At 49.2% G+C, this 18,953-nt stretch carries 20 protein-coding genes; 14 read left to right on the top strand and 6 right to left on the bottom strand.

What is annotated here, in order from left to right:
- The 12 genes from IQ268_RS26640 to IQ268_RS26585 all read left to right on the top strand — a co-directional run.
- The coding region (locus IQ268_RS26640) for a RecQ family zinc-binding domain-containing protein (RefSeq protein WP_193885569.1) at positions 1 to 441 on the top strand (441 nt) is incomplete at its 5' end.
- Between the two features lie 753 nt (positions 442 to 1,194).
- Positions 1,195 to 2,121: an RluA family pseudouridine synthase gene (locus tag IQ268_RS26635; RefSeq protein ID WP_193885574.1), complete on the top strand. Its 927-nt coding sequence runs from the start codon at positions 1,195 to 1,197 to the stop codon at positions 2,119 to 2,121.
- Between the two features lie 578 nt (positions 2,122 to 2,699).
- Positions 2,700 to 3,218, top strand: coding sequence for a phycocyanin subunit beta (locus IQ268_RS26630; protein ID WP_193885567.1), 519 nt, complete (start codon positions 2,700 to 2,702; stop codon positions 3,216 to 3,218).
- A 148-nt stretch (positions 3,219 to 3,366) separates the two neighbouring features.
- Positions 3,367 to 3,855: a phycocyanin subunit alpha gene (gene cpcA / locus IQ268_RS26625; protein ID WP_193885565.1), complete on the top strand. Its 489-nt coding sequence runs from the start codon at positions 3,367 to 3,369 to the stop codon at positions 3,853 to 3,855.
- 132 nt (positions 3,856 to 3,987) lie between these two features.
- Complete coding sequence (locus tag IQ268_RS26620; protein WP_193885563.1) at positions 3,988 to 4,863, top strand: phycobilisome linker polypeptide; 876 nt, start codon at positions 3,988 to 3,990, stop codon at positions 4,861 to 4,863.
- A gap of 122 nt (positions 4,864 to 4,985) precedes the next feature.
- Entirely contained in the window at positions 4,986 to 5,231 is a 246-nt protein-coding gene (locus tag IQ268_RS26615) for a phycobilisome linker polypeptide (RefSeq protein WP_193885561.1), read from the top strand.
- Positions 5,232 to 5,361: 130 nt separating this feature from the next.
- Positions 5,362 to 5,715, top strand: coding sequence for a phycobilisome linker polypeptide (locus IQ268_RS26610; RefSeq protein ID WP_193885558.1), 354 nt, complete (start codon positions 5,362 to 5,364; stop codon positions 5,713 to 5,715).
- 87 nt (positions 5,716 to 5,802) lie between these two features.
- Positions 5,803 to 6,648 carry a HEAT repeat domain-containing protein gene (locus tag IQ268_RS26605; RefSeq protein WP_193885557.1) on the top strand — a complete coding sequence of 282 codons (846 nt, stop codon included), beginning with the start codon at positions 5,803 to 5,805 and terminating at the stop codon, positions 6,646 to 6,648.
- 51 nt (positions 6,649 to 6,699) lie between these two features.
- Positions 6,700 to 7,386, top strand: coding sequence for a HEAT repeat domain-containing protein (locus tag IQ268_RS26600; protein ID WP_193885556.1), 687 nt, complete (start codon positions 6,700 to 6,702; stop codon positions 7,384 to 7,386).
- A 125-nt stretch (positions 7,387 to 7,511) separates the two neighbouring features.
- Positions 7,512 to 8,354 carry a phycobilisome rod-core linker polypeptide gene (locus IQ268_RS26595; RefSeq protein WP_193885571.1) on the top strand — a complete coding sequence of 281 codons (843 nt, stop codon included), beginning with the start codon at positions 7,512 to 7,514 and terminating at the stop codon, positions 8,352 to 8,354.
- Positions 8,355 to 8,389: 35 nt separating this feature from the next.
- Positions 8,390 to 9,130 carry a phycobilisome rod-core linker polypeptide gene (locus IQ268_RS26590; RefSeq protein WP_193885555.1) on the top strand — a complete coding sequence of 247 codons (741 nt, stop codon included), beginning with the start codon at positions 8,390 to 8,392 and terminating at the stop codon, positions 9,128 to 9,130.
- Positions 9,131 to 9,549: 419 nt separating this feature from the next.
- Positions 9,550 to 10,308: a phycobilisome rod-core linker polypeptide gene (locus tag IQ268_RS26585; protein ID WP_193885554.1), complete on the top strand. Its 759-nt coding sequence runs from the start codon at positions 9,550 to 9,552 to the stop codon at positions 10,306 to 10,308.
- A 216-nt stretch (positions 10,309 to 10,524) separates the two neighbouring features.
- On the opposite strand, the gene IQ268_RS26580 is transcribed toward IQ268_RS26585, so the two are convergent.
- Entirely contained in the window at positions 10,525 to 10,989 is a 465-nt protein-coding gene (locus IQ268_RS26580; protein ID WP_193885553.1) for a hypothetical protein, read from the bottom strand.
- Between the two features lie 353 nt (positions 10,990 to 11,342).
- The gene (locus IQ268_RS26575) at positions 11,343 to 11,516 is read right to left on the bottom strand and encodes a hypothetical protein (RefSeq protein ID WP_193885552.1); all 174 of its coding nucleotides are present in this window, start codon (positions 11,514 to 11,516) and stop codon (positions 11,343 to 11,345) included.
- A gap of 155 nt (positions 11,517 to 11,671) precedes the next feature.
- On the opposite strand from IQ268_RS26575, the gene IQ268_RS26570 reads away from it, so the two are divergent.
- Positions 11,672 to 11,992 carry a hypothetical protein gene (locus IQ268_RS26570; protein ID WP_193885551.1) on the top strand — a complete coding sequence of 107 codons (321 nt, stop codon included), beginning with the start codon at positions 11,672 to 11,674 and terminating at the stop codon, positions 11,990 to 11,992.
- A 189-nt stretch (positions 11,993 to 12,181) separates the two neighbouring features.
- Here the strand turns inward: IQ268_RS26570 and IQ268_RS26565 are convergent, their stop codons facing one another.
- The gene (locus tag IQ268_RS26565) at positions 12,182 to 12,523 is read right to left on the bottom strand and encodes a hypothetical protein (RefSeq protein ID WP_193885549.1); all 342 of its coding nucleotides are present in this window, start codon (positions 12,521 to 12,523) and stop codon (positions 12,182 to 12,184) included.
- A 390-nt stretch (positions 12,524 to 12,913) separates the two neighbouring features.
- Here IQ268_RS26565 and gndA point away from each other — a divergent pair, with 390 nt between their 5' ends.
- On the top strand, positions 12,914 to 14,359 hold the full coding sequence (gene gndA, locus IQ268_RS26560) for an NADP-dependent phosphogluconate dehydrogenase (RefSeq protein ID WP_193885547.1): 1,446 nt from the start codon (positions 12,914 to 12,916) through the stop codon (positions 14,357 to 14,359).
- A 141-nt stretch (positions 14,360 to 14,500) separates the two neighbouring features.
- Here gndA and IQ268_RS26555 read toward each other — a convergent pair whose 3' ends face one another.
- From IQ268_RS26555 to IQ268_RS26545, 3 genes are all read right to left on the bottom strand, one after another.
- The gene (locus IQ268_RS26555; RefSeq protein ID WP_193885545.1) at positions 14,501 to 15,712 is read right to left on the bottom strand and encodes a DUF4336 domain-containing protein; all 1,212 of its coding nucleotides are present in this window, start codon (positions 15,710 to 15,712) and stop codon (positions 14,501 to 14,503) included.
- Between the two features lie 109 nt (positions 15,713 to 15,821).
- Positions 15,822 to 16,199 (bottom strand): Lin0512 family protein, encoded by a 378-nt coding sequence (locus IQ268_RS26550; protein ID WP_193885543.1) that lies wholly within the window; start codon positions 16,197 to 16,199, stop codon positions 15,822 to 15,824.
- A gap of 97 nt (positions 16,200 to 16,296) precedes the next feature.
- Entirely contained in the window at positions 16,297 to 18,924 is a 2,628-nt protein-coding gene (locus tag IQ268_RS26545) for a GAF domain-containing protein (RefSeq protein WP_193885540.1), read from the bottom strand.
- Between the last annotated feature and the right edge of the window lie 29 nt (positions 18,925 to 18,953).

The raw sequence follows: 18,953 nt of genomic DNA, 5'->3' as shown, positions 1-18,953 counted from the left end.
GGACGGGATGGGCAGCCTGCTCAGGCGGTGACCCTGGTGAGCGAACCAACGGGACTGCTTGATTCGGAGGATCGGCAGCGGCAACAGTTTTTTCTGAATCAAAGCAAGGTACAACAGCAAACGGCACAGCGGCTGGTACGGCAGTTGCCGCCTCAAGGGTCGGTGCAGGAGGTTGCTCGTCAGTTTAAAGATGGGGCGATCGCCCTGGCGCTTTTGCACAGTATGGGACAACTGGAATGGCAAGACCCGTTCCACTACAGCATTCAGGCCACGGCGCAGCCAACGGCATCTGCTGCAAAGTCAGGAACTCAATCGATGAATCGATATTTATTCACAAAAGCATGTCGCTGGACGTTTTTATTAAAAGCGTTTGGCTTTGAAGCAATACCGTTTGAACGGTGTGGACATTGCGATCGCTGTCGGCCATCAAAGTCGCGGTAATCCTACCTATATAGAATGGATTTGAGACGTTAGTATCTTGGCGACTATTTTTACTCAAAAACCTGGCTTACTATTCATTGGTTCCTAACGACATTCGTTTAGAAGAAACTAGAGTAAAGTAGCCCTTGATGCTAACACCGTAAAACGATTCACCGTATAGTGATGCCGTCTTTCTTCTAATTTTTGAGGGCTATTTTCTAAGAGAGCGCTTTAACGGCGTGAAGTGTTACCCAAACCGCCCCCTTGTTTGGGCTACCGCAGAGGCTTAGCCTCTATTTTGGTCTGAGAAAGGGTTTGAAACCTATCTTTTACGTCTTGATAGGGACGAAGCATACTCTGCGAGAAGCAATCTACAAATCAGGATGGCTGGAACAACCGAGAAATTGTCTGCCGAATGCTTCATCCCTACTACACCTAACGGGTCACTAATCAGACTTTATAAAACATCCTCTTAGTTTGAAAATTCGTCGTGGAGTATCTTCTGTCATTTCACTGCCGCTTCAATCTTTTTTTGTAGCGACGACGACATTGATACAGCAGATACGGCAAACCATTGCTTCTGGATTGCGTTAGCTATTGGGGTTCTTGTTAGCGTGCTGAGCTAGTCCACAATTCAAACTCCACAATTGGTACTAACTAAAGTGGTACTAACTAAAGCTCTCTTCTATCGGCTAACCCTGCAATCGATTCGTCATAATACGAATTGATAGTCCTGATTGTAGAGAGCATCTTCTGAACATTACGGCTGAACCCATTGAACTCATTGCAGAAACAACAAGCGATCGCCTCGATCGATGGTTATCTGAGCAGTTACCAGCGCTATCTCGCTCCCGTATCCAAAAGCTGATTGACCAGGGACAGGTGCAGGTGAATGGACAAGTCTGTTCATCCAAGAAAGGGGCTGTCCAGTATGGCGATCGCATCACCTTGTCGATTCCAGAAGCAGAACCGATGGCATTGCAGCCAGAGGCCATTCCTTTGGATGTGTTGTACGAAGATGAGCATTTGCTCGTCATCAACAAGCCCGCAGGATTAGTAGTGCATCCGGCTCCTGGACATTACGACGGCACTTTAGTGAACGCGTTACTGGCGCATTGCCCCAACCTGGCTGGCATCGGAGGCGTGCAGCGTCCAGGAATTGTCCATCGACTCGATAAAGACACGAGTGGGGCGATCGCCATTGCTAAAACCGACCTGGCTCACCAGCATTTACAGGCGCAGTTCAAGGCTAAAACGGCGCGTCGGGACTATTTAGCGATTGTTTACGGTGCCCCATCCGCCAGCAGCGGCACAATTGACCTGCCAATTGGTCGCCATCGGGTCGATCGCAAAAAGATGGCGATCGTGGCGTTAGACCAGGGCGGCAGACAAGCCGTAACCCACTGGCAGGTGAAAGAACGGTTTGGTAACTACACGCTGATGCACTTTCAGCTTGAAACCGGACGAACCCACCAAATCCGGGTACATACAGCACAGATAGGGCATCCGGTCGTAGGCGATCCGGTGTATGGCTCTGGCCGCTCGGTAGGGGTCAACCTCACAGGACAGGCTCTTCACGCCTGGAAACTGCGATTGCAACATCCGCTATCGACGGAATGGCTGGAATTGATCGCCCCCCTTCCGGCAGAATTTGAGACGCTTTTACGAGTCCTCAAGCAGCGATTTAGTTTACAAAGCTAAAAATCTCACGCATTTTGCTTCATGTTTGTTTACACCCAATTCATAAACTCAGCAGCGAAAAACAGGTCTAAAAAGCCGACAGCGTAGCACTTACACATGATTTAAAAGAAAAGATTAAAGTGTTGAATTCGAGGGTAAATAAGTACAAATACTACTCTAATTGTGAAGAGATATTGCTAATAAATGGTTTTCCGTTACCCTGAAACCCACCTTTTGCAAGGGTTGCAGCCTTTGTTCTGAGTAGGGATATACAAATTCACAACTTGTAACAAATAAAGGCTTTGCAGCATTGTATAAAGGGATTCGGAAGGGTAAAGATGACAGACAAAAGTTAAATAATCCTCTGATTTACTGGTTTTTCGATTTCTCATACAACTGTGAACTTTTCTCAGATTTGCTTAATTCACTTTGTTACTCATCGAGATAACGGGTGGATGGTGAGGACGTGAGCCAGTAAGTGAACCGGGGTCTGTCTCTGACTTCTACACGCTGCTTCGGCAGTATGTTTAAGCTGAATTCAGAATTTCAGTTTTTAATCAAAAACCCGAACTCAACCAAAAACGTAGGAGATTGAGTCCATGTTAGATGCATTCGCCAAAGTTGTTTCTCAAGCCGATGCCAAGGGTGAATTCCTGAGCGGTTCCCAGCTTGATGCTCTAACCAACATGGTGAAAGAGGGCAATAAGCGTTTGGATACTGTTAACCGCATTACCGGAAACGCTTCCACCATCGTTGCTAATGCCGCTCGCGCTTTGTTTGAGGAGCAGCCTCAGCTCATCCAGCCCGGTGGAAATGCATACACCAACCGCCGTATGGCTGCTTGCTTGCGCGATATGGAAATTATCTTGCGCTATGTAACCTACGCCATGTTGGCTGGCGATGCTAGCGTTCTGGATGATCGTTGCCTCAATGGTCTGCGGGAAACATACCAGGCGTTAGGCGTTCCCGGTGGTTCCGTTGCTGCTGGCGTTCAAAAGATGAAAGATGCTGCAATCTCAGTTGCTAACGACCCCAGCGGCATCACCAAGGGCGACTGCAACCAACTGATGTCTGAGTTGGGTAGCTACTTTGATCGCGCTGCTTCTGCTGTAGGTTAATTCAGCAGCTAGTAGTTAGCTGATGGCGTTTGGTTATAAGTCTCATGCAATGCCAACGCTGGAAGCTGCTGGCCAATGGTAAACAGCTAACAGCTACATCCTTTTTCAACGAAAACTTCAAGGACATATTTAGGGAGATATCTCAACTATGAAGACCCCCATCACTGAGGCGATCGCTTCTGCCGATACCCAAGGTCGTTTTCTGAGCAATGCTGAAATGCACCAAGTGTTTGGTCGCTATGAGCGTGCTGCCGCTGCAATGGAAGCAGCTCGCACTCTCACCAACAACGCTCAGAAGTTGATTGACGGTGCTGCTAACGCCGTTTACCAAAAGTTCCCTTACACCACTCAGCAGCAAGGTGCTAACTTCGCTTCTGATTCTCGTGGTAAGTCCAAGTGTTCCCGCGATATCGGCTACTACCTGCGGATTGTTACCTACTGCTTGGTTGCTGGTGGTACAGGTCCTCTGGATGAGTACTTGCTCGCTGGTTTGGATGAAATGCACCGGACGTTCGACCTCTCCAATAGCTGGTATGTTGAAGCTCTGAAGCACATCAAAGCGAATCATGGTATCACCGGTCAGGCTGCTGTGGAAGCTAATGCTTACATTGACTATGCCATCAACGCCCTGAGCTAATCTTTAGGCGTTTTGCCCGGAAGAATTAAGCGAGTGTTGGTTTAGTTACGAGCAGTTGCTAATTTTTCCGGGCATTGTTTTTCTCATTTTGTTGATAAAAAATTTCAAAATGTTGCATTTGGGAGAGCGGGTATGAGTGGTCTTGTAGCAGCTAACTTAGCAGCAGCAGGAAGGTTAGGGGTTTCTGCGTTCGATCAAACAACGGTAGAACTGCGGCCTGATTGGACAGAAGATGATGTGCAGCTTGTGATTCGAGCAGCCTATCGTCAGGTCTTGGGAAACGACTATGTGATGGAATCCGAGCGTTTGACCAACCCTGAATCTCAACTTCGCAGAGGAAATATCACTGTACGCGATTTTGTACGGGCGATCGCTAAGTCAGAGCTATACAAAAACAAGTTTCTTTACCGGAATTCTAATACCCGTTTTATCGAACTGAGCTACAAGCACTTGTTGGGACGCGCTCCCTATGAGGAATCTGAAGTTAACTATCACCTCAACATTTACAACGAAAAAGGCTACGATGCGGAGATCGACTCCTACATTGATAGCGTGGAATACGAACAAAATTTCGGTAACAATGTTGTTCCTTACTATCGTGGGTTCTCGGTTGATCCGGGTGTAAGAACCACTGGCTTTACTCGCATGTTTCGTCTCTACCGGGGCTATGCCAGCAGCGATCGCGGTCAAGCGGCGGGTCGGTCTCCTCATGTCTTCCGGGAACTGGCTCAGAACCGGGCTTCTACTATTATCAAGCCAACCACCTCTGGATCAATGGGTGGGTTTCATGGGGCAGGTTCCAGCGATACGCCCAACAAAGCCCTGGGCGGTTCCTATGGTGAAGCCGGACGGATTTATCGGCTTGAAGTTGCAGGAATTCGCGAGCCGGGTTACCCCAGAGTTCGCCGCAGCAACAAGGCATTCCTGGTTCCTGTAGAGCAAATGCTACCTAAAATGCAGCAAATTCACCGGATGGGCGGCAGAATTGTTAGCGTCTCACCGGCTTAAACGCTCTATCTCTAATTCGTTGGTTGTGGGTTGTTCATCGAAGGCGATCGCTCACAACCAACGTCTACTCGTAGCTGTTTTCAACCTTAATTTGACCATTTGCAGTAGGAGCTATTTTTGCAATGTCTAGCAACGCCAGCTTTAGTTCAATCTCTCAAGATGCTACTCCAAATGCATGTTTAGGCGGCTCTTGGACTGAAAGCAGCCGGGTTTATCGGCTTGAAGTGACTGGAGTTTGTCAGCCCGGCTATCCCAGCGTGCGTCACAGTAGTACTGCATTTCTGGTTCCCTTTGAGCAAATGCTGCCGAGAATGCAGCAGATTCATCGCATGGGTGGCAAAATCACCAGTATTACACCTGCTTCTTGAAGTAGTTGAGTGCTTAAAGCAGTCAACGTTATCCCACTGTTGCCAGCTTCAAGAGAAGTTGATAGCAAGTCTCTAAAGCAGGCTGGCAGATTTGTTCGCGTCTATTAAGTTATTCATAGGGGCTATATCCATGTTTGGTCAAGGCTCACAGGGAAGTGCAAGTTTCAGTGATACAGCGACCCGGATGTATCGCTTTGAAGTAAGGGGACTGCGTCAGACGTATCAATCGGACAAGCTCAGCTATCCCATTCGTCGTAGTGGTAATGCTGTAATTACCGTTCCCTATAACCGGATGAATGAGGAAATGCAGCGCATTGGTCGCCTGGGCGGTACTATCGTTAGCATTGAGCCAGTAACTGGGGATACAGGGGCGAATAGTGGTGCAAAGCGTGATGCAGCAGTCGCCCATCAGGATGCAAAGGCAGCACACAACGCCACCAAAGAGTCATCTAAAGAAAAAGAATCAGCCAAAGAATCAGCATAGTCAGGATGAGGCGATCGGCACAGGTTCTATCGCTCTCTTCTCTCGCTAACGTTGATTCAGTTCCCTTTCGTTGGTTTTACATTATTCATGTTGGAGCCTAGCGCGCAACCTTATTCCGAGCCATCTCCATCTGAACCCGCAGGTAGTGAGCCTCTTAACCTGGAGCAGGCTCTTGCCAACCTCACCCATTCGGATGTGAGCCTGCGCTACTACGCTGCGTGGTGGCTGGGCAAGTTTGCTGCGGGTGAACCCAGAGTAGTAGATGCTCTCATCCTTGCTCTCAGTGATGAAGCCGATCGGACAGAAATGGGCGGATATCCGTTGCGGCGTAATGCTGCTCGTGCGTTGGGAAAGCTGGGCGATCGCCGAGCCGTCCCCGCGCTATTGCACTGTTTGGACTGTTCCGATTTTTATGTGCGTGAAGCAGCGGCTCAGTCGTTGGGAATGTTAGGCGATCCGGTTTGCATCCCAGCATTACTGAGGTTCCTGGAAGGAGGTGTAGAGGCCAACCAAATGGTGTCCGGGCGACCGCATTTAGCCCAACCGGCTGAGGCGGCAATGGAAGCTCTAGAGTCATTGCAGGCTACCGAAGCGGTGCCTTTAATTGAGCCTTTCTTGAACCATCCTGTTCAACGGGTTCAACATGCTGCTGCTCGGGCTATGTATGTTCTGACGCAAACTCCAGCTTATGGTGAGCGGCTTGTGCTGGCTTTATCGGATGCTGATCTGAAGTTGCGGCGATCGCTTCTCCTCGATTTAGGAGCCAGTGGGTATTTATTAGGAGCCGACGTAATTGCCCATGCCGCCGTCGAAAGTAGCTTTAAGATCATCGCACTCAAAAGCCTACTCGAAAGCCATTTTAAGCAACTGGGTGCTGTAACGCTGTCTTCTCCGGCTAAGCGAGTGATGGCTCTGATGGATGCCCTCCTGTAGCCAGTCAGGTGTCGCTCTTTAGAATATGCTGTCTAATTGATCTGTAACCCCATGATTGTGACAAAGGCTGCTAGTGCTTCAGAACTGATTCAATCGGTTGAGCAAGCTGACTCTCCTAGTCGATTAATTGCGGCAGTTCGAGCGTTGGCAGATGCTTGCTTAGAAGCAGGTATACCTACGCTGATTAGCGTGTTGGGTTACAACAATCCAGAAGCGGCTGTCATTGCGGTGGATGGATTGATCCAGTTAGGTAAAGTAGCGGTTCCTGCGTTACTGGAGCAATTAGACGACTACAACTACGGGGCACGAGCGTATTCCTTCCGGGCATTGGCTGCAATTGCCGATCCACGAGCGATCGATGTGTTGCTTAATGCAGCAGAGGCCGATTTTGCGCCCAGTGTGCGACGGGCTGCCGCTAAAGGACTGGGAAATCTTGACTGGTCTCAACTCCCTGCTGATCAGCGTCGAGCTGCTCAAGATCGGGCATTGAAGGCGTTATTGCACATATCAACCGATGCCGATTGGGCCATTCGTTATGCCGCTGTCGTCGGGCTGCAAGGATTGGCAGAGTTTGCGTTGGGGCAATCCCCTGCGGCTCTCTCTTTGCCCACGGACTGGATGTCGCCAATTGGCGATCGGTTTGAGCAAATGGCAAAAGCCGACGCAGATTTGGCGGTTCGCGCCCGAGTCGCCGTGGCTCAACAACAGCTAGAAGATAGCCATGAGAACACTACTTAGATGACCTCAGATGGGGCTTTCTTCTGGGGCTACATCTTTGACAAGTTGGTTTTATGACCAGTTCGTTCGAGCGGCAGTATCTCACTGTACCTATTCCATCGTTTACTCACAATCAACTCTTTGCTATGGCACTTCCTTTACTCGAAATCTCACCTAAAACTCAAAATCAACGTGTTCCAGGGTTTGACGTTCTGGATGAAGACGATCCCGTTAGTTATCGGTTGACAGAAGTCAGCTCAACGAATGACGTTAATGACATTATTTGGGCAGCTTATCGCCAAATCTTCAGCGAGCATCTCATTCTAGAGAGCTATCGTCAGCCGACACTTGAATCTCGGTTGCGGAACCGCAGTATTACGGTGCGCGACTTTATTCGGGGGTTGGGTAAGTCGGATGTTTACCGGGAACTAGTGGCTGATACCAATTCCAATTACCGATTGGTAGATCTGACCTTCAAGCGGTTTCTAGGACGAGCATCCTACAACCAGGATGAGCAAATTTCCTGGTCTATTGTGATTGCGACGCGCGGTTTACATGGCTTCATTGATGCCGTTGTTGATGGTGATGAGTATCGGCAAAACTTTGGCGACTACATTGTGCCCTATCAACGGCGACGCATGGAAGGCCGTCCTTTCAATTTAGTGGCTCCTCGGTACAACGATTATTGGCGCGGACGCTTGCTGGCTATGGAGATGGCCACTGGCTCTTACTACCAGGTTCGCACGTATAGTGCGGCCGCTCTGGATAAGAAAACGATTCGTCAAGCGTTGCCTGCCAGTTTCCTGACGATGGCTCAGGGGATGCTCACTCCCCAGTTGGATAGCCAGCGACATGTTGCTCGGGCTACTTCCAGTGCGATCAAAATTCCAGAAACGGCACGGGAAGAGGCTACAACCGTTAAACCTGCTGTTAAGCCGACGGCTGTTGCGCTTCCCTACCGTTATCTTCCAGGCACGCTCAAAGCCTGAGCCAGTTCTGTTTATTCCTGGTGTTTTTTAAACCTATGACCATACCTCTACTTGAATACAAACCGTCTTCTCAGAATCAGCGCGTTGCTGGTTACGAGATTCCTAATGAAGATACGTCCATTTATCGGTTGGATAGCTGTAGCTCCGACAGTGACGTAGAAGAGTTAATTTGGGCTGCTTATCGTCAGGTGTTTAGCGAACATGAAACGCTGAGAAGCTACCGTCAAATTACGCTGGAAACCCAACTAAAGAATCGCTCGATCACGGTACGCGATTTTATTCGGGGTATTGCGAAGTCTGAGACATATCGGCGGTTGGTTGTAGAAACCAACTCCAATTATCGTGTTGTAGAACTAAGCCTGAAGCGGTTATTGGGTCGGGCACCCTATAACAAGGATGAGGAGATTGCCTGGTCAATCAAGATCGCGACGAAAGGTCTTGATGGGTTTGTGGATGCCCTGGTTGATAGCGAAGAGTACAGCGCCAATTTTGGGGAAAGTATTGTTCCCTACCAGCGTCGTCGCTATAAAGACCGTCCGTTCAATTTGGTGACTCCCCGTTATGACGATTACTGGCGGGACAAGTTAGAGGTCGATCGGTACAAGTGGGGCGAAGTCAAGAATTTCCTGGAAATGGCGCGATCGATCAAAACCACCCCAGTGAATTACGCTACCGTCAGTACAGCCAACATCAACATCCCCGATACAACGCGCAAGGATGCATCGACACCTGTACCTGCTTCCATCAACTCGGCGGCTGGTTTTCCACTCCGTTAGACTTCAAATGATTGGGTCAGTCCTTTTCATGTTTAGCCTGAACCTTTCATATGGTTCCGGCTTTTTTGGGATGATCCTGGCGGAGCTGAACGGTCATGGCCGTTGCTTAAGGCAAGGGTGAACCTGAAAAACCTACAACTGAGGGTACAAGACGCGAGATAATGATGCCACAGAGAGTTTTGGTCTGAGTGTTAACCCACTTAAATCGATAGTTTGATCATGACGCTTTAGGATTTAGATGGGTGGCGATCGACGCAAGGCGTTCGTTATGCAACAGGGAGAAAGGTTGACATAGAAAACCTTTTCAATCGAACGTTAATAACCTTTGTCTTTCGTTGATGTCTACTGTCTAACCTCCTGACTGCTTGGTATTCAGGCCAGTTTTACACTCAACATTGTTTATAGAAGGGAGACATTTCATGGCATTGCCGTTGCTTGAATATAAACCAACGACGCAAAACCAACGGGTGACTAGCTTTGGTAAGTCAGATCAAAACGAAGATACGCCGTATGTCTATCGGATAGAAGACGCCAATTCTCCGTCTGAGCTTCAAGCACTCGTCCGAGAAGCGTATCGGCAGGTGTTTAACGAACAGCTTCTGCTGAAATTTAACCGTCAGGTTACGTTAGAAACTCGTTTAGCTAATGGCTCCATTACCGTTCGTGATTTCATTCGAGAATTGGTGAAGTCAGAGCGGTTTTATACCCTGGTCGTTAGTGTGAACGACAACTATCGCCTGGTGGAAATTTGCGTAAAGCGTTTGTTAGGGCGTGCGCCTTACAACCAGGCTGAAAAGATTGCCTGGTCGATCAAGATTGGTACGCTGGGCTTCCACGGGTTTGTTGATGCGCTAATTGATAGTGACGAGTATACCCAAGCCTTTGGGGATTCAATTGTTCCTTACCAGCGTAAGCGAATGGAGCAACGTCCCTTTACCTTCCTGCCTCGCTATGGTGAAGACTATCGCGAAACGGCTGGTACCGCTAAAACCGATTGGCGCATCACGCTGGAGAAGTTCTACACCCGCAAATACCAGGATCGGCAGCTTGCTGAAGGCGATCCCCGCAGGTTCCGGGACGTGGCCGCAGCGATCGCACCTAAGGGCAACTATGCTCAGCGTACCTCTGCGTTCGATATCGACTTTTTGAATAAAGTGCCCGTGCGCGGCAGACGCTAAGGATCTTGTAATTCCTGGTTGATGAGCCAGGGCTTGGGTCTAGCGACTTCTTAATCGAACGGCTTGATGGATTTTAATCGATCGAGTTGAGATTAGGGGGTTGTTAGACCCATCTCTTCTTTTAAGGCTTTAAGGGGTTCGGCGCTACTTTTGGTGAACTGATTCACTTTGCTTAGGGCAAGGCGATCGCCCGTGTCTACTCGCAGTCCCAGGTGCTTAACTGGGAGAATGCTCGATGTTGTTTGGCGGTTCAGCCGTCGTTTCTAATTCCGTTTTTTCTCGCTTCAGCTTTTCCTCTAGTTCTTGAATCTGATCGCGACGCGCTTCCATCTCTAGCGCCCGACGACCTAATTCCTGGCTTTGCAGCGTTAAGGACTGTCGCCACTGTTCGGCACGCTTTACTTCTTCTTGCAAATCGTCTGGAGACAGCCCGGTCGAAAGATATTGCGTCACAACGTCCAGTACCCAACTCACCGCGTCTTCCACCTGCTGTACTTGCCTGGTGTTGGACAGTTCAACCAGAACCAGCATTCCCTCGCGGTAGTGGGTAGTGTCGGCTAGGACAGTGTTGTCTTTTTCGCTGTCTAGCACTTCCCAAGTATACTCAGACTTTTGCTGAGCAAGGAGTTGAAGCCTACCCCTGCCCTCATCTGCGTTTTGCACCTGCGCTAGATATAACATGCTGATGGAAACTACCTGGCCTTTGCAAGACAGTATATCTTCATCTCCAAGAAGATCTCCAAGAAGAGACCTAGTTCAACTTGCCCTATTTGGGGGAAGTGCTATCTGGTTCCGCCTAACTTAGCCATAACCGCTCAAGTTTTCTAGTTGGCAAACTGAACCATTTTTTGCTGATGCTAACGATATTTCTAGCACATCACATGGCACATCACATGGCACATCAGCTTGGTGACGATCGCCCCTGGAACGAAGACACAAAAAAGCAGCCCTGGTGGACTGCTGTTGATCTTGTGTTTGTGCATGAGGAGCTAATAAATATAGAGTAGGGCGAAAATTCCGCCGCTTAATATGGGTTACGCTTTTTGATACGGCAGGCGATCGCCCATGGATGGCCTGAATTGCAGTCGCTTGTCTTTTTCGATGGACGCTAGAAAAATCGTCACACCAGAAACGGCGACCGCCAAAAACTTCAGCACACTGAAGGTAGCGTTTAACTGTCCTTGCCTCACAGCGTTGTTGTGGGGCAATTTTGTTGTTCAGGCTAATTGGTGTCAATTTGTTTGGGTTAGCTAACACGGTCGCTTGCACATCTTGAACAGGCAGAACACAATCTAGACAAGGAGATTTGCAATCATTCACGATTGATTGAAAGCTGAGGCGTTCATAACAGTGAGGTGACGACGTGAAAATTGTCTGGGAGCCAAGCGTTTACATCGGTAATGCGCCTACATTTTGCACCATTTGCGCTCAGCGGTCTTACCCCATTCGCTCGAGACGCAACCAGCTATTGCTGGCGATTCTCTACGATCAGCATGGCGTGATGCATGGGGAAGTGTGCCGAGATTGTGTAGCAGCCGGTTCAGATGGGATTACAGCTCGGTTACAGGAACGAATTCACTCGTTACAAGCTAAAGTCGCTGAGTTGCAAACGCTTGCCCGGGAAAGTATTGAAACGCCAACGTTGGAAGAGGAATTTGGAATTCATCAACGAGATGTTTCGTAACTGCCGCTGGCTTACAGGTTGATGAACTGCTGACGGGCTATTGTTTGCGGGTGGTAAAGATGGTTGTAAACATCATCAGCAGACCGCCAATAAAAATGAGGGCAGCCAATCCGCCAAATATCCAGTTAATCCAATCAGGTTCAGCCATTGGTTTCCTAAAGAGTGGGTTGCAAGCGGGTTCGCCTTGCTTTAACTTAACCCAGGCGTGGGTACAGTGGTTGGTTTTGAGCGGTAGCTGGCGATCGCCAGAGCCACGGCATTGCTTCCCAGGCAAAGGGTGCCTAATACCAACAGCACATAGGATGGCAACATGACAACGCCAATCATGAACCAGGTCAGGACATGCAGCATGAGTACGATCGCACAGAGGCTCGCCACAGATGCCGACAACCAGATATAGGTGAGCGATCGCCGGAAAAACGTCAGCAGAAGGGTCTGCAATGTTACTACCAGGTTAATAGGCACCAGGGTGGCACAAATAGCAACACAGTGCGATCGCGAAAATTCAAGTAGGGAAGTAAAATCAAACATCTCTCAAGTCTACTAAAAACTAAAACGGCTTTTGGCTTAAGAATTCTTTAAACGCGGTTGCCCTTTCAATCGCGTGGGAGGCTGGTACTGTCTAGATCTCATTACAAGATAATTTCATCCAGCCCGGAGTTTAACAGACACTTCAGCCGGATAGCGCTCTGTATGAAGCAGCAATTCAGTAGTGTGTTAGGAAAAGTTGGCTATTGGTCTAAAGTATGATTTATTGCTTTATTCCTAATGTTCCCTGCCTCCGGACGGATGTTTAACCTCTCTGGCATAAAGAAAATCTTTTGGTGAGCCATTCTTCCCGGAAAAGTTGTCTACGCTGAGGGAAAAGTCCCCAGAATGTCCACAGCGTTTTCCAGAGTAAGCAGAGAGTAACAAAATCCTATGGCACAGAGCTTCGGTGTAATTGGTCTAGCAGTAATGGGTGAAAACCTGGCGCTAAACGTCGAGCGCAACGGTTTCCCTGTCGCGGTGTACAACCGCACCTCCGAAAAAACGGATCTTTTCATGAAGGAGCGGGCGCAGGGGAAGAACGTCAAGGCAACCTACTCGCTTGAAGAGTTTGTTCAATCGTTAGAGCGGCCTCGCAGAATTCTGGTGATGGTGAAGGCCGGGAAGCCAGTTGATGCCGTGATTGAGCAGCTTAAGCCCCTGCTTGATCAGGGCGATATGATTATTGATGGCGGAAATTCTCTGTATCAAGACACCGATCGCCGTACCGCAGACCTGGAATCGACCGGGCTACGGTTTATCGGTATGGGTGTCAGCGGTGGCGAAGAAGGGGCGCTAAATGGCCCCAGTATGATGCCGGGAGGCACCAAGGAAGCCTACGACGAGATTGAGGCGATCGTCACCAAGATTGCAGCACAGGTGGATGATGGCCCTTGCGTGACCTATATTGGCCCCAAGGGAGCCGGACACTATGTGAAAACCGTTCACAACGGCATTGAATACGGTGACATGCAGCTCATTGCTGAGGCGTACGATCTGCTCCGCAATGCGCTGGGATTAGACCATAAGCAGTTGCATCAGGTCTTTTCGGAGTGGAACACCACGGATGAACTGGATTCTTTCTTAATTGAAATTACAGCAAATATCTTTCGGTATGTTGATGCCGATACCCACAAACCTCTGGTTGACCTGATTATGGACTCAGCCGGACAAAAAGGCACCGGGCGGTGGACTGTTGTTAGCGCGTTAGAGTTGGGCATTCCCATTCCAACGATGTTTGCAGCCGTTAACGCTCGAATTATGTCGTCTTACAAGCAAGAGCGGGTGGCGGCCTCCAAAGAGTTGACCGCCGATGTGGGTAAATATGAAGGCGATCCGCAGGAGTTTATCAACAAGGTTCGGGATGCCCTCTACTGTTCCAAGATTTGTTCTTATGCTCAGGGCATGGCCTTGCTGAGTGCGGCATCGAAGGAGTTTGATTACAACCTGAACTTGAGCGAAATTGCTCGGATTTGGAAAGGGGGGTGTATTATTCGGGCACGCTTCCTCAACAAAATTAAGGATGCGTTTAAGCAAAACCCAAATTTGCCTAACCTGTTGCTGGCTCCTGAGTTTAAGCAGTCGATTCTCGATCGCCAATCGGCATGGCGTGAGGTGCTGGTCACGGCAAGCAAGCTCGGCATTCCGGCTCCTGCCTTTAATGCGTCGTTGGATTACTTTGATAGCTATCGGCGCGATCGTCTGCCACAAAACCTGACTCAAGCTCAACGCGACTACTTTGGTGCCCACACCTATGAGCGAGTCGATAAGGAAGGCGTCTTCCATACGGAGTGGACTACGGTGGATGAACTGTCGCTGCAAGTTGGTACTACTGACTAAACCAGCGGTTATTGAGAAAGCGACAACCGCGCCTTTTAGCCATGTGATGATCTGACATCTGATGGTTCCAGGACGAATAGCAAAAGGGCGGTTTGCAAACCGCCCTTTTATAGTCATGGTTAAGGAATAACGGCCAAGTTCCTATAGCTTTTCTTGCGGCGGCGGCACAATGCGGAACCGATGCAACAATCGGTCAATGTTTTGCAGGAGTTGAAAGTCTTCCTCTGGCAGGGGATGGTATTCATCCATCGCCGATTGCTTCTCTAAAAAGGTAAATGCCTGCCGAAACTGCTGTGAACCAGCCTTGATGGGCGCATCCAGATGGCAGGGAATGATTTGCTGAATATCCCAGCTTGCTACCTGGTTTACCCACTCCAGCGTTTCTCTGGGTGCTCGATTCAGAATCAGGGTTTGCAGAATGGGAGCCACTACCAACCGCCCGTTTCCTCGCAGTGCGGCGAACGATCGCGGCCAATCGTCTCTCCAGGCAAACGGAAACCAGCCAAACAGCGCCTTGCGCGATCGATCGGGTGCTTTAAGCGCATCCAGGAGCGATCGCCCCATGTTTGTTACCTGCAACGCATTGGGCTGAAAGTAAAATGTAAAGAGCGCAATCCGCTGCCATCCCTTGCGACGATTAGCGGCAGTGTCATCTACCGGATCAAACGCAGTGTCTTTGGCATGAAACAGCAACGGATAGGGATCAAGCTGAACGATCGCCGGAGGCTCGTCGGGAATAGACAGCACCGAGTCAGTTACCAGTAATGTGCGCGATCGCCGATGGAAAAAAGCTACTTCCTCAAAGCGACCCGGCCCTAAATCAATTGCACCGAGAATGGCGTAATCAAACTCAGCGGCAAATGGCGTATCGGCGCTGTCTGGAGGCAGAATCTGAGTTCGGTTGCCAGGAAACCCTAGCCAGCTCAACGGCAAATTTAGCGGAAAGCTCCATTGATCGGGTGCTACATACACCTGCGCTTCAGGAAACCGTCTGGCGAACGGGCCAACAAAGACCTTGTGTTCTATCCCCGAAATCGTTGGTAAGATGATGTACCGAACATCACCATGCTCGGCAACTAGCTCTGCCACCAGGCGAATGCATTCTGGAGTGGGCGCGATCGGGGCATAAACCAGCAGCCCTCCGGCATCTAGCTTGACCACCGTCATGCGAATGGGCACCACAACGTAGAGAATGCCCTGAATTTGATCAAACGTCCAGATGGTGTCTTTCACCACTTCGTGACGCAGCGTTTGCCGTTTGCCGTAGGGATAGAGCGGGACAACCGGCCATAACGGCCATGCAAAATCTGCCGATCGCTTGTTCACCTGAATCTGTTGTTCTTGTGTGTTCATCGTGGTTTTATCCACGCCCTACCCCTTCCACTATCCTGGTGCGCTATTGGTTAATGCTTTTATCCCTGGATTTGAAGCACAGGTTCTAGTCTCTCATTGCTAACTCGTTTCAAACAGTCTCTTGCCCCATCTCAATGAGTACCGTTACGGCGGCGATCGCCACCAGCATCTCATCGTTCTTATCGTTGAGTTGAGGAATGGCTCGTCCCTGTACCACCATTCCCCCTGACTCTACCTGGAGCGACTTGCGACCAAACGGCAAAACGGAAAGCACCTCTGTTTCCTGTACCTGGTCGGGATAGGGAACCGCAACCTGAACTTCAACAATCATGTCGTTTGGGTCGCTTAAGCCTGCTACCTCCCACACTCCGGGCAAAGCATTGTGGGCGATCGCATTCCGCACAGCTCTGGTGGCAGCCACCGTAGGGTCTTGTCCATGCTGATCGACTCCCATCCCCATCTCAATCACCAATCGCTGACGAACCATTCTTTATCTCTCTAGACCATACCGAATCCCTAGAGTATAAGGTGTCAATGATACCCATGATAATTAGTCCTAAAAAGCTTTCCAGCTCCAATTGCTTTTAGCCAGCCTGGCTACTGGGTAGCTCAACGATAAAACAGGTTTGGTTGAAACGGCTTTCAACCTGAATTGAACCGCCAAGGTAAGCTACCAATTTTTGCACTAACGTTAGCCCCAGCCCTGTACCACCTTGCTTCCAGAAGTCGGCACTGGGAATTCGGTAAAACTTGTCAAACACTCGGGATAGTTCCTGGGGCGGAATTTCGATCCCAGAGTTCATTACCCGCATTTGAATCAGATCAGAGTGAGCCATTGCCGAAACGGTAATGTGCTCTCCTGGAGGGGTGTATTTACAAGCGTTGTTTACAAGCTCTGTGATCACTCGCTCCAGGCTGGGAGGATGAGTGTATAGCAGCGGCAACCCATCCTCAACCTGTACTTCGAGGATTTGCTGGTGGGTTTGAGCCCGCTCTTCAAAAGGATTAATGATGTAGGAAAACCAGGAAGATAAATCGATCGCCACTGGCTCCCACGGTTGATCGTTCGCATCCAGTCGCTGTAGATCCAGCAACTCGTTGATTAACTCCAGCTCACGGGTGCATTCAGTATCTAGGATCTGGATGTAGTGGTTGACTTTGCTTTTGGCAAGCTCAACTTTGCTTTCGGCAGAAAGCCCACTGTCTTCATTAAGCAGCAGGTTCAGCATCTGAGTTGCCATTTTCATGTTGGCAACGGGAGTTCTTAACTCGTGAGATACGGTATTCAAAAAATCGTCTTTGAGCTGGTTGAGTTGTTCTAGTTCTCCTACCTGGTTTTGTGCTGCCTGGTAGAGGCGAGATTGGCGAATGGCGATCGCGCATTGATTAGCCACCTGCTGCACCAGACGCACTTCTAAATCATCAAAATAAGCAGAGACAGGTTTAAACAGCCATAAATCACCCAGAACGCTTTCATCATCCACAATGGGGCAAGTTAATATGGCAGCCCATCCCCGCATAGAATTAGAACACAACTGAAAGTGATGCCCGTGGTAAAGTTGCAGATAAACATTGAGATGCTCTATACATGGAATCACCTGTCCCAAAGCCGACGGTAGGGACACCGTGTATTCATAACAAATCGTTGCGGTAAAACTACTTGATTCGTATAATGACGCGTCACAGCAATCGGCTTGCAGCGCCAATGCCAGTTCAAGAACGGCAGATTGCAGAACATGGCGTTCGTCTAAGCGATCGCGCACTTTGTCTGTAATTCGTTTCAACAACGCCTCAAAATCTAGCGATTTCTGTAACTGAGCGGTGCGCTCCTCCACCTTACATTCCAACACCTGGTTCAGTTGGCGTACTTGTTGGTAAAGCTCAGCTTGCTGAATGGCAATCCCTAATTGATTGGTCAAATAGTTTAGCAGATCTCCATCTGTTTGCTGCCAATACCGACAGTAGGAACACTGCTGTACAACTAGTAACCCCCAAACAGTCTCTTGATGCAAAATGGGAGCAACTAAAACCGATTGGATCTGATATTGACGAACCAGTTCAGCAATCTCATCAGACAGTTGCAGCCGTTGCACATCCCCAATAAATTGAAGCTGTCCCTGGTGGTATCTCGGCCACTGATCGCGCAACCAGACTTGTTGAATCACTGCGCTAGAGACCATTTGCCATTCTGTCTTGGCCGCTTCTGCTACGACTATTCCAGTATGGTTGGGCTGAAACTGCCAGATGGTTACCCGATCGACCTGGAGCAATAGATGCACCTCTGCCACCGCCGTTTGCAGCACATCTTGTAGTTGAAGCGATTGCCGGATGCGTTGCGTGATAACGGATGCTAATTGCTCGCGCCGGGTTTGCTGCTGCACAGCCAGTTCGGCCTGCTTGCGTTCTGTAATATCTTCGAGCAGCCCATCCACATAGGTTTCACCTTCCAGCTTTGTCAAAGCCTGACTGAGCAGAAACCATCGTGTTTCAGGGTGACGGTGCAAACAAACTTCTACACGGTTGAGTTGTTCCTGCTGCTGAAGGTGATGCAGCATTTTCGCTTTTCGCGACGGTTGCCAGAAAGTGTCATATAAGTTACGCGCTTGAGCTGCGGCTATGTCTTTCAGGTTCAGCATGTTTAGAAAGGCTGCGTTGCCCTCTAAAATCTGTCCGTCCAGGGTAGAACGAAACACTCCAACTTCTAGCTGGTTCAATAACGACTGCAATCGTTGCTTAAACTGATGGGCTTGATGGCGATCGCGTACCCGCTCCAGACTGGACCGAACGGCAGCAGGTAAACGGATGTAGTGACGAGGCGACTTGAGCACATAATCATCCAGTCCCGCTTTCATAGCCTTCACCGCAATTTCCTGATCGCCACTGTCGGTAAACATAATCACCGGACAATCGGGATAGCGATGCTTAATCATCTGTAAAACAGTGATGCCGTCATTCCAGTGAAGTTGGTAGTCAGTAATTACCAGGTCAAATTGATGCTGGCTCAGCGCTTGACTCAAGCTTTTGCTGTCTACAATTTCTCGAACTTGAATATCAGGAAACTCTCGCTTTAACTCCCGAATGACCAACACCCGGTCACTAGAATTATCATCAATCAGAAGAATCCGAGCGTGGAGGTTCATAATCAACTGGCAATAGAAATAATGAACCAGGGCAGCCAGGTTATTGTAAATTAACCCTTGTTTACAGTTCAAAACATGTCTTAAACATATCTTGCGATCGC

This window comes from Oculatella sp. LEGE 06141 (genome assembly GCF_015207605.1).
Classification (GTDB): Bacteria; Cyanobacteriota; Cyanobacteriia; order Elainellales; family Elainellaceae; genus Oculatella.
Note: the sequence above shows the minus strand (reverse complement) of the source record. Positions and strands in the feature narration are given on the sequence as shown.

Excerpts from the sequence above, each read along its gene's own strand:
- IQ268_RS26630 (WP_193885567.1), top strand. The coding sequence starts at position 2,700 with ATGTTAGATGCATTCGCCAAAGTTGTTTCTCAAGCCGATGCCAAGGGT.
- cpcA (WP_193885565.1), top strand. The coding sequence starts at position 3,367 with ATGAAGACCCCCATCACTGAGGCGATCGCTTCTGCCGATACCCAAGGT.
- IQ268_RS26620 (WP_193885563.1), top strand. The coding sequence starts at position 3,988 with ATGAGTGGTCTTGTAGCAGCTAACTTAGCAGCAGCAGGAAGGTTAGGG.
- IQ268_RS26615 (WP_193885561.1), top strand. The coding sequence starts at position 4,986 with ATGTCTAGCAACGCCAGCTTTAGTTCAATCTCTCAAGATGCTACTCCA.
- IQ268_RS26610 (WP_193885558.1), top strand. The coding sequence starts at position 5,362 with ATGTTTGGTCAAGGCTCACAGGGAAGTGCAAGTTTCAGTGATACAGCG.
- IQ268_RS26605 (WP_193885557.1), top strand. The coding sequence starts at position 5,803 with ATGTTGGAGCCTAGCGCGCAACCTTATTCCGAGCCATCTCCATCTGAA.
- IQ268_RS26600 (WP_193885556.1), top strand. The coding sequence starts at position 6,700 with ATGATTGTGACAAAGGCTGCTAGTGCTTCAGAACTGATTCAATCGGTT.
- IQ268_RS26595 (WP_193885571.1), top strand. The coding sequence starts at position 7,512 with ATGGCACTTCCTTTACTCGAAATCTCACCTAAAACTCAAAATCAACGT.
- IQ268_RS26590 (WP_193885555.1), top strand. The coding sequence starts at position 8,390 with ATGACCATACCTCTACTTGAATACAAACCGTCTTCTCAGAATCAGCGC.
- IQ268_RS26585 (WP_193885554.1), top strand. The coding sequence starts at position 9,550 with ATGGCATTGCCGTTGCTTGAATATAAACCAACGACGCAAAACCAACGG.
- IQ268_RS26580 (WP_193885553.1), bottom strand. The coding sequence starts at position 10,989 with ATGTTATATCTAGCGCAGGTGCAAAACGCAGATGAGGGCAGGGGTAGG.
- IQ268_RS26565 (WP_193885549.1), bottom strand. The coding sequence starts at position 12,523 with ATGTTTGATTTTACTTCCCTACTTGAATTTTCGCGATCGCACTGTGTT.
- gndA (WP_193885547.1), top strand. The coding sequence starts at position 12,914 with ATGGCACAGAGCTTCGGTGTAATTGGTCTAGCAGTAATGGGTGAAAAC.
- IQ268_RS26555 (WP_193885545.1), bottom strand. The coding sequence starts at position 15,712 with ATGAACACACAAGAACAACAGATTCAGGTGAACAAGCGATCGGCAGAT.
- IQ268_RS26550 (WP_193885543.1), bottom strand. The coding sequence starts at position 16,199 with ATGGTTCGTCAGCGATTGGTGATTGAGATGGGGATGGGAGTCGATCAG.